Annotated in this window: 16 protein-coding genes; 11 read left to right on the plus strand and 5 right to left on the minus strand. The window is 46.4% G+C overall.

The features are described 5' to 3' along the window. The first annotated feature begins 24 nt into the window (after positions 1 to 24). Positions 25 to 543, plus strand: coding sequence for a hypothetical protein (locus AAKU64_RS02750; RefSeq protein ID WP_354331324.1), 519 nt, complete (start codon positions 25 to 27; stop codon positions 541 to 543). 203 nt (positions 544 to 746) lie between these two features. Here the strand turns inward: AAKU64_RS02750 and AAKU64_RS02755 are convergent, their stop codons facing one another. Next, entirely contained in the window at positions 747 to 1,367 is a 621-nt protein-coding gene (locus AAKU64_RS02755) for a TetR/AcrR family transcriptional regulator (protein WP_354331326.1), read from the minus strand. Between the two features lie 86 nt (positions 1,368 to 1,453). Between AAKU64_RS02755 and AAKU64_RS02760 the strand changes: the two genes are divergently transcribed. Together AAKU64_RS02760 and AAKU64_RS02765 are read left to right on the plus strand one after the other, a co-directional pair. Further along, positions 1,454 to 2,425: a tetratricopeptide repeat protein gene (locus tag AAKU64_RS02760; RefSeq protein WP_354331328.1), complete on the plus strand. Its 972-nt coding sequence runs from the start codon at positions 1,454 to 1,456 to the stop codon at positions 2,423 to 2,425. A gap of 274 nt (positions 2,426 to 2,699) precedes the next feature. Continuing rightward, the gene (locus AAKU64_RS02765) at positions 2,700 to 3,248 is read left to right on the plus strand and encodes a hypothetical protein (RefSeq protein WP_354361339.1); all 549 of its coding nucleotides are present in this window, start codon (positions 2,700 to 2,702) and stop codon (positions 3,246 to 3,248) included. 102 nt (positions 3,249 to 3,350) lie between these two features. Here the strand turns inward: AAKU64_RS02765 and AAKU64_RS02770 are convergent, their stop codons facing one another. After that, complete coding sequence (locus AAKU64_RS02770) at positions 3,351 to 4,190, minus strand: universal stress protein (protein WP_354331332.1); 840 nt, start codon at positions 4,188 to 4,190, stop codon at positions 3,351 to 3,353. Between the two features lie 244 nt (positions 4,191 to 4,434). Here AAKU64_RS02770 and AAKU64_RS02775 point away from each other — a divergent pair, with 244 nt between their 5' ends. After that, entirely contained in the window at positions 4,435 to 5,598 is a 1,164-nt protein-coding gene (locus tag AAKU64_RS02775) for an NAD(P)H-dependent flavin oxidoreductase (RefSeq protein ID WP_354331334.1), read from the plus strand. 100 nt (positions 5,599 to 5,698) lie between these two features. Here the strand turns inward: AAKU64_RS02775 and AAKU64_RS02780 are convergent, their stop codons facing one another. The 3 genes from AAKU64_RS02780 to AAKU64_RS02790 form a co-directional block, all read right to left on the minus strand. Beyond that, positions 5,699 to 6,859, minus strand: coding sequence for an iron-containing alcohol dehydrogenase (locus AAKU64_RS02780; protein ID WP_354331336.1), 1,161 nt, complete (start codon positions 6,857 to 6,859; stop codon positions 5,699 to 5,701). A gap of 117 nt (positions 6,860 to 6,976) precedes the next feature. Further along, positions 6,977 to 7,729 carry an SAM-dependent methyltransferase gene (locus tag AAKU64_RS02785; RefSeq protein ID WP_354361341.1) on the minus strand — a complete coding sequence of 251 codons (753 nt, stop codon included), beginning with the start codon at positions 7,727 to 7,729 and terminating at the stop codon, positions 6,977 to 6,979. A gap of 190 nt (positions 7,730 to 7,919) precedes the next feature. After that, positions 7,920 to 8,582 (minus strand): Maf-like protein, encoded by a 663-nt coding sequence (locus AAKU64_RS02790; protein WP_354361343.1) that lies wholly within the window; start codon positions 8,580 to 8,582, stop codon positions 7,920 to 7,922. 156 nt (positions 8,583 to 8,738) lie between these two features. Here AAKU64_RS02790 and AAKU64_RS02795 point away from each other — a divergent pair, with 156 nt between their 5' ends. The 7 genes from AAKU64_RS02795 to acpP all read left to right on the plus strand — a co-directional run bounded on the left by AAKU64_RS02795 (position 8,739) and on the right by acpP (position 14,140). Then, on the plus strand, positions 8,739 to 9,269 hold the full coding sequence (locus AAKU64_RS02795) for a YceD family protein (protein WP_322119314.1): 531 nt from the start codon (positions 8,739 to 8,741) through the stop codon (positions 9,267 to 9,269). A 120-nt stretch (positions 9,270 to 9,389) separates the two neighbouring features. Beyond that, the gene (gene rpmF, locus AAKU64_RS02800) at positions 9,390 to 9,572 is read left to right on the plus strand and encodes a 50S ribosomal protein L32 (RefSeq protein WP_008449924.1); all 183 of its coding nucleotides are present in this window, start codon (positions 9,390 to 9,392) and stop codon (positions 9,570 to 9,572) included. A gap of 336 nt (positions 9,573 to 9,908) precedes the next feature. Then, a complete protein-coding gene (plsX, locus tag AAKU64_RS02805) occupies positions 9,909 to 10,985 on the plus strand; it encodes a phosphate acyltransferase PlsX (RefSeq protein WP_354331343.1) in 1,077 nt (358 codons plus the stop codon). After that, positions 10,982 to 11,968, plus strand: a complete 987-nt coding sequence (locus AAKU64_RS02810) for a beta-ketoacyl-ACP synthase III (protein WP_323492932.1) — start codon at positions 10,982 to 10,984, stop codon at positions 11,966 to 11,968. The genes plsX and AAKU64_RS02810 overlap by 4 nt, the downstream gene beginning before the upstream one ends. A 96-nt stretch (positions 11,969 to 12,064) precedes the next feature. After that, a complete protein-coding gene (gene fabD, locus AAKU64_RS02815; protein ID WP_354361345.1) occupies positions 12,065 to 13,006 on the plus strand; it encodes an ACP S-malonyltransferase in 942 nt (313 codons plus the stop codon). Then, positions 13,003 to 13,755, plus strand: coding sequence for a 3-oxoacyl-ACP reductase FabG (gene fabG, locus AAKU64_RS02820; protein WP_354361347.1), 753 nt, complete (start codon positions 13,003 to 13,005; stop codon positions 13,753 to 13,755). The genes fabD and fabG overlap by 4 nt, the downstream gene beginning before the upstream one ends. 145 nt (positions 13,756 to 13,900) lie before the next feature. Then, positions 13,901 to 14,140, plus strand: a complete 240-nt coding sequence (gene acpP / locus AAKU64_RS02825) for an acyl carrier protein (RefSeq protein WP_008449912.1) — start codon at positions 13,901 to 13,903, stop codon at positions 14,138 to 14,140. Positions 14,141 to 14,151 lie beyond the last annotated feature (11 nt).

Here is a 14,151-nt window from a genome sequence, read left to right on the forward strand (position 1 = left end):
TCACTTTTGCCTTAGGGGTATCCAATGAAACATGGCATTTTAATGTTGAGTTTTTGTTTTGCGACAAACCTGTTCGCACAAGGTATAGATCGGATATCGTATTTAGGAAGAATTCTTCTCAAAGGAGGAAATGAAGCAATCGCAGAATGCAAGATAATTGACTACAAACTCCTGATTTCACAAGCGCCTCCCTACTACATTGTGGAGTGCCACGACCCATCTAATATAAAAAATCGAACATTAAGAATCTGGCACACCAAACCTATTACGGAGGAGTGGCAAGGAAAGGAGGAAGACCGTCCGGCTAACATCATCGTTGGAGAAATAGTCCTTCCATGGAGAAAGACAAAAAAGGACGGTTATACGCTGATGAAATGTGAGGACAAGCAAAATGGAACCGCGATCGTTGGAGCTTTTATACGTAACGGTGCTAATGAGGTAACCCAGAAGAACGCCCTTACTATATTTCGCGTACTTGATAGTGGAGAAATTGAAAAGATCAACTTTGATCAAATCCTGCCTTGTATTGAGCCCGGTTGCTGAATTTTTAAGCCATCCACCAGACGGTCACTGCGCTACTACGCCGCGCAGCAACGGTTAAGTCAGACGTTAAGCTTGAATTAAGCCTACCTGATGCATCAAGATTGTAAATCTATCCTATAAAACTCCAACGTTCCAAGAACTTACACCTGATGCCTGATTGTGTTCAGTAGATTGAGTGATAGGTCAATGTTTTGAAGGCAAGTCTAAAGCTTCGCTGCTATGCCATTTTCCAGATGGTTTAATAACTGACTAGTGACCATCACAATCGCTTGCTCATTGCTGATATCGACTTGCTGGTCAATCGCCAGCGACGCTAAGCCATGGACCATTGCCCAGCACGATAACGCTAACATCTCTGTGGACGAGGCGACCAGATCGCCGTTGCCAACCGCTAGCACAACCAAATCCACCATGACGGCTTTGCATTGATCCCCAGCTTGCCGAAGCTGTTCATAGCGTGTTGAATCGACTCGGTCTGCGGTAAACATCAGCCGGAAAAGATGCGGCTGATGTATCGCAAACCGGACGTAGGCAATCCCCACGTTTTTTAACGCGTCGCCCATGTTTTTACTATCGGGCTTTTTTTTAGCCACTTCCATCGCCTCAGTCAGCTGCTCAAATCCAAATACCGCAAGCTCGGCAAGCAGTGCTTCTCTAGTCGGAAAATGGCGCAATGGTGCTGAATGAGACACGCCAATTTCTCGCGCCAGATTCCGCAGGCTTATTGCCTGGGATCCTCCTGCTGTCAGTGTAGTAAGCGCCTGATCAATTAAGGAGCGGCGCAGATCTTTGTGGTGATAGCTTTTAGCGTTTTCGGTAGGCATAGGATTTTTAATTTTAAGGCTGCATGTTGACACCACCTACATTTCATGTCAATAATGTTGTCGTTGCCTACATTGAGGGGGTTGTGATGAAAAATAAAATTTGGATTAGCCTGTGTTTATTGGCAGTGAGCACAATGACCTTGTGTAGCTGCGAATATCTTGCCATTCGTGCCGCTGCGGATAAACAGGCCTCTACAAAGCGCCTGCCATCTGCTGAGAACGCCGACGCGCTATTTTGGAAAATTCTGCATAACGGAGATTACGCAGAAATTGAAGGCGCCTTAAACACGCTGACCGCCGCTTACCTCGATAACCCCTCCGATGCAACCACGGCCGCCCATATTGGCTGGCTCCACATCTGGCGGCTATCGGAACGCTCACGTTTAGACAAGGTTCCCCCAACCATTATCAACGACGCCACGCTTGCCCGCCGATTTTTCCAGGAAGCGGTAGCACTCAAACCAGAAGACGCACGCTTCCTCGGATTTTTAGGTAGCGCGACGCTGGCAGAAGGATCTATCCATAAAAATGAAAAAGAGATACGCGAGGGTTATTACACCTTACGTCACAGCATTGACGCCTGGCCTGAATTCAATTTATTTACAGCCGGTTATGTCCTCAGCCGGACGCCTGCTGACTCGCCTCAATTTAAAGAGGGATTAGATTGGCAATGGAAAAATGCCGACCTCTGTGCCGGTGAAACAGTGGACAGAAATAATCCTTTATTCAAAAAATATATGGCGCTGGAAACTACGACCGGCAATAAACGCGTCTGCTGGAACTCATGGATTGCGCCCCATAACTTTGAGGGATTTTTTATGAATATGGGGGACATGCTAGTCAAAGCAGGAAACTGGCAAACCGCGAAGCAAGTCTATGCCAACGCCCGCTTATCAACGACCTATTCAAGCTGGACATATAAAGATGAATTAGAAAGCCGGATTAAGAACGCAGAAGAAAATGGCGAGAAATTTAGACGCCTTGATACGGTGGTTCAAAGCGGTCAAAAAATGATGATTAGTAGCAGCCATGCTTGTATGGCTTGCCATAAGAATTAGTGGATGTCGTAAGCATAGACTTACTGGGTTTGCTAAAGCTTAGAAAAATTGACCAAACAAAACGAATAACAACGGAAGATTAGTTTGTTTATAACGCCCATTTTCTTAGGATAGTGCAAGTATTTTTGTAAGGCAATTTTTTAAAAGACACACTGTCATCACCTATACTAAATAAACAGAAATATAGCGGAACATTCAAGTTGGTTTGAATCCCGTCCGCTTGATTCCCTGATGTGAGATACTTGGTTTTATATTAATTTTTTAGATATTTAATATGTTTAATCGTAATAAATACCCGCCTCTTAAAATGCCTGCGACACATGCGGAGATTGTTTCGCATTACATTAAGCATCGTCGGCCTGATTTTGCATGTGAGCTACGGTATTTCGCGGAACCGATAAAATTTTCGGAAGCTTTGCTGAGAGCTATAAATGCTGAACATGAAGGTACGCGTTTTTCGCATCAATGTCGGCTTGGAAAAAATGTTATTCCTGATACACGATCAAGTCTTATTTCAAAACAAGCCCAATTGAAAAAAGTTACTTCGTTCGCCGAGCTGTACGAGGTTATCAATTCTTCAATGGAGAATATTTCTGGCGCAGGATCACTCTATGCATATGACACAGCCTTGCGTCTTGGTACATTCATGAAGCTACCTCCTGAACAAGTATTTTTACAAGCTGGTACTCTTGAGGGCGCGAAGAAACTGCTCCCATCAATTCGTGCACGTTCCGTTGACCTTCTTCTTTTTCCACGAGTATTTCATTGCCTCGCACCCGCCGAGATGGAACACCTTCTTTGCTCTTATCGGGATCATTTGTAGTTTAAGTAGTTACAATGCCATTTTATTAAGTTGATCTGTGAAAAAATGAACTTTGTTTCGTTAACATAAATTACCCATCCAACTCCGTCGCTCGCACCCCACTCAATGCGACATCAACACAGGCAAAGTCATCGTTGCCAAAACTGTCTTAGTCGCTCCACCCAGTAAAATTTCGCGGAAGCGTGAATGTCCGTAGCCTCCCATTACTAGTAAATCTGATCCTGTATCTGCGGCTTGTGACAGCAGTGCATTGCCTATGTCAGTCGGGACCTCGTACTTGGATACGTTGACCTTAACGCCGTGTCTGGCGACATAGAGTGCAATGTCGGCACCTGGTTGTTCACCGTGTCTGGCGCCGTCGCGCTCAGGATTAAAGACGACGATTTCTGCGATCTTTGCCCGGCTTAATAATGGTATTGCGGCGGTGACTGCGCGTGCTGCTTGTGTGCTTGCATCCCAGGCGATGATTGCCCGCTGGCCGACTGTTTTAAAGTGACCGGTATAGGGCACGATTAACACGGGGCGGCCGCAATTTAATAAGACCGATTCAGGGAAGTCTGGCATCACGGTGGGTGAGGGCGCGGATAAATCGGTTTGTCCGATAATTACCAGGTCGCAGTAGCGGGCTTGCATATTGATGCCAGTCGCGGCTTCGTCGTCTATGACCAGTGTTTCGTAAGATGTATATCCTAAACTCTTTACGATACTTTCAAATTCATGCAGCGCTACGCGGGCGTTATCGCGTAATAAATCCAGATTAATCACCATACCCGGATCGATGAATAGTGGCGAGCTGTTGGCGTAGATCCAGCGTGAGATACCTGTCATCGCGACACCGACCAAGTGAGCATTCTCTTGTATGGCAATGTTGGTGGCGATGCGAATACGCTCTGCTGCGTTTCTGGATTGATCTACATGGACCAGAATAGTTTTATAGCTCATATTTTCCTCGCGTAATGACGATCATTTACATCAATGCCAGCATGATTGCTAGCTTCTATTCAGCGTAGAAGTGAATCACTGCATAGTCCAGTAATACTCGGTCGATAGGCGTCATAAATACAGAAATATTGATGCAGATCAAATGCTGAAATTTTGATGCGATATTCTTGATACAGATCAAATCTGATCGCAATCGCTTTTGCTACAGTGCGGGAATCTTGATTTTAGATTGGTGGGTATTCTCATGTTGCAAAGCGCATTTCCTCGCTTGCAGATTAAAGCGAAAAGCTTGCTGCCAATCGTGCAGGGTGGCATGGGGATTGGCGTCTCGGCGCACCGGCTGGCAGGGACTGTTGCCAGCCTCGGTGGCGTTGGTACGATCTCTAGTGTGGACTTGCGCAGGCATCATCCTGATCTGATGCAGCACACTGGTAAATGTCGTGATAAAGCAGCGATTGATGCTGTGAATCTGATTGCGCTGGACCGGGAAATTACACTGGCAAAACAACTCTCCAATAGCAATGGCATGGTGGCCGTGAATATTATGCGCGCAGTGTCGCAATACGCCGCTTATGTCAGGCAGGCATGCATCAGTGGTGCTGACGCGATCGTCGTTGGTGCTGGCTTACCGCTCGACTTGCCTGACCTGACTAGCGACTTTAGTAAGCTTGCGCTGATACCGATTTTGTCCGATGCGCGTGGCATTGCTGTCGTGCTTAAAAGATGGATGCGCAAAAATCGTCTGCCCGATGCCATCATTATAGAAAGCCCCCAATTTGCAGCCGGTCATTTAGGCGCAGCGCAATTACAAGATGTGAACAATTCCCATTATGGCTATGCGGTCGTATTGGAGCAGACTTTGGCCTTATTCAAAGACTTGCAATTGGAAAGTGAACATATTCCATTAATCGTTGCTGGCGGGATTAATAGTCACCAAAAAATGGTGAGCATGATGGGCTTGGGAGCCAATGCGGTACAGCTCGGCACGCCATTTGCGGTGACGAAGGAGGGCGATGCGCATCCGTTTTTTAAAAAAGTATTAGCGGACGCAAGGCCAGAAGATATCGTGACGTTTATGAGCGTAGCGGGCTTGCCAGCGAGAGCAGTCCGTACACCTTGGCTGGCAAATTATCTGGAAAAAGAAAGCAAGTTGCAAGACAAGGCGGGGCAGAAGGAATGCACGGTCGGTTTCGATTGTTTGCAACAATGTGGATTGCGCGATGGAATTGCGAAGTCAGGTCAGTTTTGCATCGATACGCAACTAGCGTTTGCATTACAGGGTGATGTCGGGCGGGGATTATTTTTCAGGGGATCCGAGGCATTACCGTTTGGTAGTGCGATTCGCTCTGTTAAAGACTTGATGAATCTGATTTTGAACGGTAATCCGTCGGCGGAATTAATGGTTTAAGAAATTCTAAAACTATGCAGGTCATTTCTGCGAGTCTTTAGCGGGAATCCAGAGGCGTTCATAAATCAATCAACGCACCTGGATTCTTGCCGATGAAAGATTACAGACTTAGTTCCAGCACCTTGCGGCTAATATCCAAAGTCACATCCCGTTTTTCACCTAGCGCTACCATCTTATGTGTTTCTAACGCAGCCAGAATCGGTGCAATGTTCTCATCTTTCAGTGCGTAATCGCCAAGACGTGTCTTGACACCCATTTGCTCAAAGAAGTCTTGCGTGCGGCTGATGGCAGCATCGATACGGCTGTCTTCGCTGCCTTCACGCAGATCCCAGACGCGCTCAGCGTATTGCAGCAGTTTTGCCCGTTTGGCTTCTTTACGAATACGCAGCATGCTAGGCAATACGATTGCTAATGTCTGTGCATGGTCGAGGCCGTGCAGCGCTGTGAGTTCGTGGCCGATCATGTGCGTTGCCCAGTCTTGCGGCACACCGGTAGCGATTACGCCATTCAAGGCCATAGTGGCACACCACATCAGATTGGCGCGGACATCGTAGTCTTCTGGGTTGACCAGTGCTTTTGGTCCTTCTTCGATCAGCGTTTTTAAAATCCCTTCGGCGAAGCGATCCTGGACTGGTGAATTGACTGGGTAAGTCATGTACTGTTCCATCACATGCACATAGGCATCGACTGCGCCATTACCAACCTGGCGGATCGGCAAGGTAAAGGTTTTAGTCGGATCGAGGACAGAAAATTTTGGGAAGCAATGACGGCTGGAGAAGGCCATTTTGGCTTTGATTGATTTGCGGGTGACGACTGAGCCGCTGTTCATTTCTGACCCGGTAGCGGGTAATGTCAGTACACTACCGAAAGGCAGGGCTTGCGTTATATTGCTGCCGCGCTTTTCTAAAATTGCCCAAGGATCATCGCCTTCAAATAAAGCGGCCGCTGCGACAAATTTAGTGCCGTCAATCACAGAGCCACCGCCAACAGCGAGTAGAAAATCAATACCGTTTTTCTTGACCGACTCGACTGCTTGCATCAAGGTTTCATAGCTAGGATTTGGCTCGATGCCGCTGAATTCTGTCACGCTGCGGTTGCCTAGCGCTGTCATGACTTCATCAAAAACGCCATTTTGTTTGATGCTGCCACCACCGTATAAGACTAAGACTTTGGCATTGGAGGGAATGACTTTATCTAAGTCGGCAATACGGCCTTTGCCGAACAGAATTTGAGTAGGGTTATAAAAATCAAAATTTAACATGTGCTGCTCCTGGTGAGGGTTGCTCAAACGCTCGATCCCGATCTGGCGAGCGCGGTTTGAAAAGCGAGTGGGCACTATCCTAGCGCATATTCTGATTTTGTGATCGACCGTACTTTTTTATTGCCCGAGGAACAGGAATACGCTGGGCTTTTTATGGAAGTCGGGCGCTTTGTTTGCTTGTATTTTTGCTTTCCATTCTGCTGCGCTGGTGGTGATGATGCTTTCGCTAGTCAGGCTGAGATCGGTTGCGACGCAAATTAAGCTGTTTGGGTTGCAGGTCGTCGCCAGCGCTTCTAGCATCGCGGCGTTGCGATAAGGCGTTTCAATCAGTAATTGTGTTTGTTTTTCTTTGCGTGAGCGATCTTCCAGCTCTTTAATCCGCTTGGCACGTTGCGCCGCGTCGGTCGGTAAATAACCGTGGAAAGCAAAGCTTTGTCCATTTAAGCCGCTAGCCATCAAAGCCATCAGCAAAGACGATGGACCAACGAGTGGACGCACAGTGATGCCGCGCTGGTGCGCCAGTCGTACCAGATTAGCACCGGGATCAGCCACCGCCGGGACGCCTGCTTCTGAAATTAAGCCGACGTCGTGGCCTTGCAATAGCGGCGTTAATAAGCCTTCTAATGCTTGCGCTGGCGTATTGACGTTGAGTTCGCTCATCTGGATTTCTTGCACTGGTTTGCTCAGCGCATGATGCTGGCTGAGTAATTTGAGATAGGTGCGCGTAGTTTTGGCGTTCTCCACCACAAAATGCGATAAGCCAGCGGTCATTTGCTGAACGGTGTCGGGGATGATGCTTTGCAGCAGGCTTGCTTGCTGATCTTCTGCACAGCCTAACGTATTGGGAATCAAGTAAAGTGTGCCGGTCATATTGTAATTTTAATGATGATACTGGGTTGGGTATGAGTGTTTTATGGTTGGTTGTCCAGGGAAAGTCTGGACATTAGGCATATTGATGGGGATACTCCCCTTTTTTTGATTTTTCTTGCGTACGTTAATCTTGCGTTTGCTCGTGTCTGCTAACTTCTCTGCTAACTTCTCTGCTAACTTGTTAGCTAACTTAGTTGAAAAATCTCACGCCTGCGTTACGTAGCATACTGGTGAGTGCAATGAGTGGTAATCCGGTTAACGCCGTCGGGTCGCTATTGTCAATGCGTTCAATAATCGCAATCCCTAGCCCTTCATTTTTGGCGCTGCCTGCGCAATCATAGGGTTGCTCTATGCGCAGATAAGCGTCTAGTTCGGCGTCATCCAACTGGCGGAACTGCACTTTGGTTTGCACATTCTCAATTTGCAGCGCGAATTTCTCGCCAGTCATTTTACGATTATCCAGCAAGCACAAGGCTGTATGGAATATCACATTACGTCCGCGCATTTTTTGTAATTGTTTTAACGCGTTTTCATGATTGCCGGGTTTGCCAATTTGCTCGCCATCTAGCGTCGCGACCTGATCTGAGCCTATAATCAGCGCCCCTGTTGCTCCAGCATTCCCAGTATTATTGGCATCGCCAACAAACAACCTGCTAATTGACTCTGCTTTTTGTTGCGCTAGGCGCATTGCCGTTTGTTCTGGTGATTCTCCTGCAACCGCTTGCTCGTTAATCTCTGGTGCGACGGCTTCAAAAGGTAATTGCAATCGACTTAATAACTCACGCCGATAAGCGGAACTGGATGCAAGAATCAAGCGAGGGGAGGGATAAAAAGTCGGTTTGCTGGCGGACATGTTTGATGAAATTGACAAGAAAATCAGAACTCAGTCAAAGATTGGCACTTCAATTGGAACTTAATCCGTACCTAAAGCACAATAATTGCGCCTAAGCTTTGACTTGGTAGAGGGAATCCTGTTATTATCGCAGGTTTTCTGGGTTCAAATAATCCTATGCAAGCATTTGTGATTGACGCTTTCTCGTTTTGCCAGCTTAACGAGCACCGTGAAGGCAGTGTATTAATTGCAGATTTACCTCGGCTTTCCGAGGAAATCGCCAACAACCAAGGTTCGTTGCAATGGTCTTTGGATGGCGGCAAGGATAAAATCGGCCACCCGCAGCTGACTCTGTCAGTTCGTGGAGAAATGCAAGTCATGTGTCAGCGTTGTTTGACACCATTTGCGTTTAAGCTAGATTCAGAATCAGTATTAATTCTCGCCAAAGATGAAGATAAAGCCGATGAAATAGAAGCTTTATTAAACAATGACGAGGTTGATGTAGTAGTAGGCAGCAAAACATTAGATGTCATGGATTTGATTGAAGATGAGGCGCTGTTAGAAATACCCCAATCGCCCAAACATGCAGTATGCCCGGATGTATCCTTGGATTCTCCAGTGGCAGCGAGTGTTGCAGAAGTTGCGGCAGACGCGAGTAAAAAAGCATCGCCATTCGCTGTGCTGAAGAAGATAAATGGGCGTACCTAGTGGCATTATTCTGAAAAAACACTCAGGTCGAAGTATTGTTAGGGATTCTTGTTTGTTATTAAATCGTACAAGCAAGTGTGTTAAATTTTAGAAACATTTTTTGAAGTATTAGGAGTTATCATGGCCGTTCAGCAAAACAAAAAATCACCATCCAAGCGCGGTATGCACCGTTCACACGATTTCCTGGTTGCTCCGCAATTGGGTATCGAGCCAACAACTGGCGAAACGCATCTGCGTCACCACATCAGCCCAAATGGCTTTTACCGTGGTCGTAAAGTATTGAAAACTAAGAACGACGAGTAATCGTTTTCTTGGGTAAAAAAAGCGGCGTTACAAGTCCTGCACTTGGCGCCGCTTTTTTTACATTCTTATTCAGGACTTACGCAAAATTGTCTCGGCAAGACGTGGTGACGAGGGCAGTGCTTTTATGATGGCTGGGAATTGCAATGCGCTCAGGGCGGTTTTTGCGTAAGTCCTGTTTTTAAAAGCATGTCCGATTCGCCATGTGAGAATAAATTAAATCAGTTGAATTGATGTAATTTTATAAATTTTTTGTTGAGATAGTGCGTGAAATAGTGCGACTTGACCACCTCAATCTTGATAAGATAGCGACCTCGGAATGAAGTTTAGTATCACTACATGACAATAAAAATTTCCATTGACTGCATGGGCGGAGATCACGGCCCGGTAGTTACAGTCGCAGCAGCAGTATCTTTCGCTAATCGTGAACCAGATGCTGAATTTATTCTAGTCGGGCTTGAATCACATATTCAGGCGGAACTGAAAAAAAATCGCGCGCTCAATCATCCTCGTATCTCCATCGTTAACGCTACTGAAGTAGTGACGATGGATGATCCTATTGAAATTGCCTTGCGTCGTAAAAAAGACTCTTCCATGCGGGTCGCATTGAATCAGGTTAAGGACGGGCATGCGCAGGCCTGTGTTTCCGCAGGGAATACTGGCGCACTGATGGCAGTTTCGCGCTACGTGCTGAAAACCATGCAGGGTGTGGATCGACCGGCAATTTGCAGTATGCTGCCGAATCAAAAAAACAAACCAACTTACATGCTAGATCTTGGTGCTAACGTCGATTGTGAACCTCTACATTTGCATCAATTTGCGATCATGGGCTCTGCTTTGGTATCAGCCCTAGAAGGTAAAAGTAAGCCTACTATCGGTTTGCTGAATGTCGGTGAAGAGGACATCAAAGGTAATGATGTCGTTAAAAAAACCGCACAATTGCTACGCGCTGATCACGAAAGAGGTTTGCTGAATTTTTATGGCAATGTAGAGGGTAATGACATTTTTAAGGGTACAACTGACATTGTTGTATGTGACGGATTTGTCGGTAACGTCACCCTTAAGGCAGCGGAAGGTATGGGGCGTTTTGTTAAGACCACTTTGACCGACGCCTTTAAAAGCAGCCCGCTCAACATGTTGGGTGCCTTGATTGCCCGCAGTGCGCTGAAGTCGATTTCTCGCACGATGAACCCGTCAAATTATAATGGCGGTAGCCTATTAGGGCTTCGCGGTCTGGTGTTCAAGAGTCATGGTAGTGCAGATAAATATAGCTACGAATGGGCAATTCAGCGTGCGTTCGATGCTGCTAAAAATGATGTATTGTCGCGTATCTCGACATCAATGGCAGAGCTGATGCCTGCTGTAGAATCGATATCTCCCGAAATCAATGAACCTTTGGTACAGAAAACGGCATGACTTTTTTCAGTAAAATTATCGGCACCGGCAGCTATCTGCCACCCAACAAAGTAAGTAATCAGCAGCTGACCGAGCAGTTAGCTTTAACCGGGATAGAGACCTCAGACGAGTGGATATTTTCGCGTAGCGGAATCTCGGCGCGCCACTACGCAACGGCTGATGTCAACTCCAGTGACTTGGCGGTTGAAGCATCTAAGCGAGCTTTGGATGCAGCCAAGATGCAAGCTAATGATATTGATTTGATTATTCTGGCTACATCAACACCTGATTTTCTAGGTGGCTTTCCAAGTACCGCTTGTGTTTTGCAACATAAATTGGGTATCACTAACGGTGCCGCCGCTGTCGACGTGCAAGCCGTATGTAGTGGCTTTATGTATGCGTTGGCCATGGCCGACAGCATGATTAAATCCGGTGCGCACAAAAACGTCTTGGTAGTCGGTGCCGAAGTATTTTCGCGTATTTTAAATTTTCAAGATCGTACTACTTGCGTGCTATTTGGTGATGGTGCTGGTGCAGTTGTTTTATCTCGTTCATCTGAGCCTGGTGTATTGGCTACCAAGTTACATGCAGATGGTAGCTATGCCAATATTTTGTGCGTGCCAGGTAGCGTTAATTCAGGTGCAATTACAGGTAATGCTTTCTTGTATATGGATGGTCAGGCTGTCTTCAAATTAGCGGTCTCTTTGTTAGAGAAAGTTGCTCACGAAGCGCTGGAGATCGCTGGTTTAGACGTAGCTCAAATTGACTGGCTGGTTCCACATCAGGCAAATATTCGCATCATGCAAAGTACGGCAAAAAAAATGCGTATGTCGATGGATAAAGTTGTAGTGACTGTTGCTCAGCACGGCAATACATCTGCGGCTTCAATTCCATTGGCGCTTGATGTGGCAGTCCGGGATGGTCGCATTAAGCCGGGTCAAACAGTAATGCTGGAAGGCGTGGGCGGTGGCTTTACTTGGGGTGCTGCTATTATAAAAATGTAGCTCATGACTTGGTCAAGAATCTAAGCTTAAAACGTAATTCAAGAATATATTCAAGAAGTAAATATTTAAAATAAATACAGAGACTTTTTAAAATCTATGACTCAATTTGCATTTGTTTTTCCAGGGCAGGGTTCGCAAGCCATTGGTATGTTAAACGGCTTTGCCGATAATCATATTGTGCAGCAAACAATTACTGAAGCGTCGGATGCATTGCAGTTCGATCTGGGTAAATTGATTGCCGATGGGCCAAAAGAATTACTTGATTTAACGACCAATACTCAGCCTGTGATGCTGACAGCAGCGGTAGCTTGTTATCGCGCCTGGATTGCGGCTGGTGGTGCCATGCCTGAGTTGGTCGCGGGACATAGCTTGGGTGAGTATTCCGCTTTAGTCGCTTCCGGCGTGATCGCGTTTAAAGACGCTGTGCCATTGGTGAGATTCCGTGCGCAGGCAATGCAAGACGCTGTGCCTGTTGGTCATGGCGGTATGGCCGCTATTTTGGGGTTATCAGACGAAGATGTAATCGCGGCTTGCGCCGAAGCGATCATAGGTCACGCAGATGAAGTGGTCGAGGCGGTGAATTTTAATGCTCCGGCACAAGTTGTTATCGCAGGTAGTAAGGCTGCGGTTGACCGTGCTTGTGAGATTGCAAAGGCAAAAGGTGCAAAGCGCGCCTTGCCTTTAGCTGTTTCAGCACCATTTCATTCTTCATTGTTGAGACCTGCATCTGATAAGTTGCGGGATTACATAGCAGGTTTGAATTTTTCTGCGCCGGTAATTCCTCTGATAAATAATGTCGATGTGGCGATTATTAATGACGTTGCTGCAATCAAAGATGCGCTGGTGCGTCAGGCGGCAAATCCTGTGCGCTGGGTCGAAACAGTGCAAAAAATTGGCTCTAGTGGAGTAACGCATGTAATTGAATGCGGTCCAGGTAAAGTATTGACTGGTTTGACCAAGCGCATTAATAGTGAGCTGATTGGTGATGCAATCTTTGATCAGGCGTCGCTGGAAAAAGTGATGGAAATTCTAAAATGACACAACAATTAGTAAATCAGGTTGCACTTGTTACTGGTGCATCTCGGGGTATTGGTAAAGCCATAGCCATTGCTTTAGCTACAGCTGGTGCACGCGTGATTGGCACTGCCACATCTGAATCTGGCGCTGCCGCGATTTCAGAATATCTTGCTGAAGTCGGGCCGGACGCAGGCAAGGGCGTCGCTCTCAACGTCAATGATGTCGCGCGTTGTACTTCACTCGTAGATGAAATTCAAAAAGAATTTGGCGGCTTGTCTATCTTGGTTAACAACGCTGGCATTACGCAAGATCAATTAGCGATGCGTATGAAAGAGGAGGAGTGGGATAGTGTTATCTCGACTAATCTAAGTTCCGTCGGGCGTCTTTCACGCGCCGTATTGCGCGGTATGATGAAGGCAAAACACGGGCGTATCATCAATATCACCTCAGTCGTCGGTTCTGCTGGCAATCCTGGGCAAATGAACTACGCAGCCGCAAAAGCTGGTGTTGCCGGCATGAGTCGTGCGCTGGCGCGTGAAATTGGTAGCCGTAACATTACAGTTAATTGTATAGCGCCTGGTTTTATTGACACAGACATGACCAAATCGTTGACAGACGATCAAAAAGCGGCAATTCTGCAGCAAATTCCATTGGCTAGATTAGGTCAGCCGGAAGATATTGCAGCCGCAACTCTTTTTCTCGCATCACCTGCAGCGGGTTATATTACTGGAACAACGCTGCATGTTAATGGTGGGATGTATTTAAGTTAATTTCGATTAATTTAGTTTTATTGGTATTTATCGGGTTAATCGCTGCAAATAAGCGGAGATATGCCTGTAAAATGCTTACTTGCTTTTTTTGCGCGCAAACCTGCTAAAATGCGCGCACTTTCTGAAACCACTAATGGAGAATCACATGTCAGATATCGAACAACGCGTTAAGAAAATCGTCGCTGAACAATTGGGCGTCGCTGAAGCAGACATCAAAATCGAATCTTCCTTTGTGGATGATCTGGGTGCTGATTCCCTTGATACAGTTGAATTAGTCATGGCTCTTGAAGATGAGTTCGAAATGGAAATTCCTGACGAACAAGCTGAAAAAATCACTACTGTGCAACAAGCAATCGACTACGCTACTGCGCACGTTAAAGCTTAATATTGGCTTTA

The organism is Undibacterium sp. GrIS 1.8 (genome assembly GCF_040544445.1).
Lineage (GTDB): Bacteria > Pseudomonadota > Gammaproteobacteria > Burkholderiales > Burkholderiaceae_D > Undibacterium.

What these genes read in the sequence shown, in the direction of transcription:
- AAKU64_RS02750 (WP_354331324.1), top strand. Translation starts at nt 25, where the DNA reads ATGAAACATGGCATTTTAATGTTGAGTTTTTGTTTTGCGACAAACCTG.
- AAKU64_RS02755 (WP_354331326.1), bottom strand. Translation starts at nt 1,367, where the DNA reads ATGCCTACCGAAAACGCTAAAAGCTATCACCACAAAGATCTGCGCCGC.
- AAKU64_RS02760 (WP_354331328.1), top strand. Translation starts at nt 1,454, where the DNA reads ATGAAAAATAAAATTTGGATTAGCCTGTGTTTATTGGCAGTGAGCACA.
- AAKU64_RS02765 (WP_354361339.1), top strand. Translation starts at nt 2,700, where the DNA reads ATGTTTAATCGTAATAAATACCCGCCTCTTAAAATGCCTGCGACACAT.
- AAKU64_RS02770 (WP_354331332.1), bottom strand. Translation starts at nt 4,190, where the DNA reads ATGAGCTATAAAACTATTCTGGTCCATGTAGATCAATCCAGAAACGCA.
- AAKU64_RS02775 (WP_354331334.1), top strand. Translation starts at nt 4,435, where the DNA reads ATGTTGCAAAGCGCATTTCCTCGCTTGCAGATTAAAGCGAAAAGCTTG.
- AAKU64_RS02780 (WP_354331336.1), bottom strand. Translation starts at nt 6,859, where the DNA reads ATGTTAAATTTTGATTTTTATAACCCTACTCAAATTCTGTTCGGCAAA.
- AAKU64_RS02785 (WP_354361341.1), bottom strand. Translation starts at nt 7,729, where the DNA reads ATGACCGGCACACTTTACTTGATTCCCAATACGTTAGGCTGTGCAGAA.
- AAKU64_RS02790 (WP_354361343.1), bottom strand. Translation starts at nt 8,582, where the DNA reads ATGTCCGCCAGCAAACCGACTTTTTATCCCTCCCCTCGCTTGATTCTT.
- AAKU64_RS02795 (WP_322119314.1), top strand. Translation starts at nt 8,739, where the DNA reads ATGCAAGCATTTGTGATTGACGCTTTCTCGTTTTGCCAGCTTAACGAG.
- rpmF (WP_008449924.1), top strand. Translation starts at nt 9,390, where the DNA reads ATGGCCGTTCAGCAAAACAAAAAATCACCATCCAAGCGCGGTATGCAC.
- plsX (WP_354331343.1), top strand. Translation starts at nt 9,909, where the DNA reads ATGACAATAAAAATTTCCATTGACTGCATGGGCGGAGATCACGGCCCG.
- AAKU64_RS02810 (WP_323492932.1), top strand. Translation starts at nt 10,982, where the DNA reads ATGACTTTTTTCAGTAAAATTATCGGCACCGGCAGCTATCTGCCACCC.
- fabD (WP_354361345.1), top strand. Translation starts at nt 12,065, where the DNA reads ATGACTCAATTTGCATTTGTTTTTCCAGGGCAGGGTTCGCAAGCCATT.
- fabG (WP_354361347.1), top strand. Translation starts at nt 13,003, where the DNA reads ATGACACAACAATTAGTAAATCAGGTTGCACTTGTTACTGGTGCATCT.
- acpP (WP_008449912.1), top strand. Translation starts at nt 13,901, where the DNA reads ATGTCAGATATCGAACAACGCGTTAAGAAAATCGTCGCTGAACAATTG.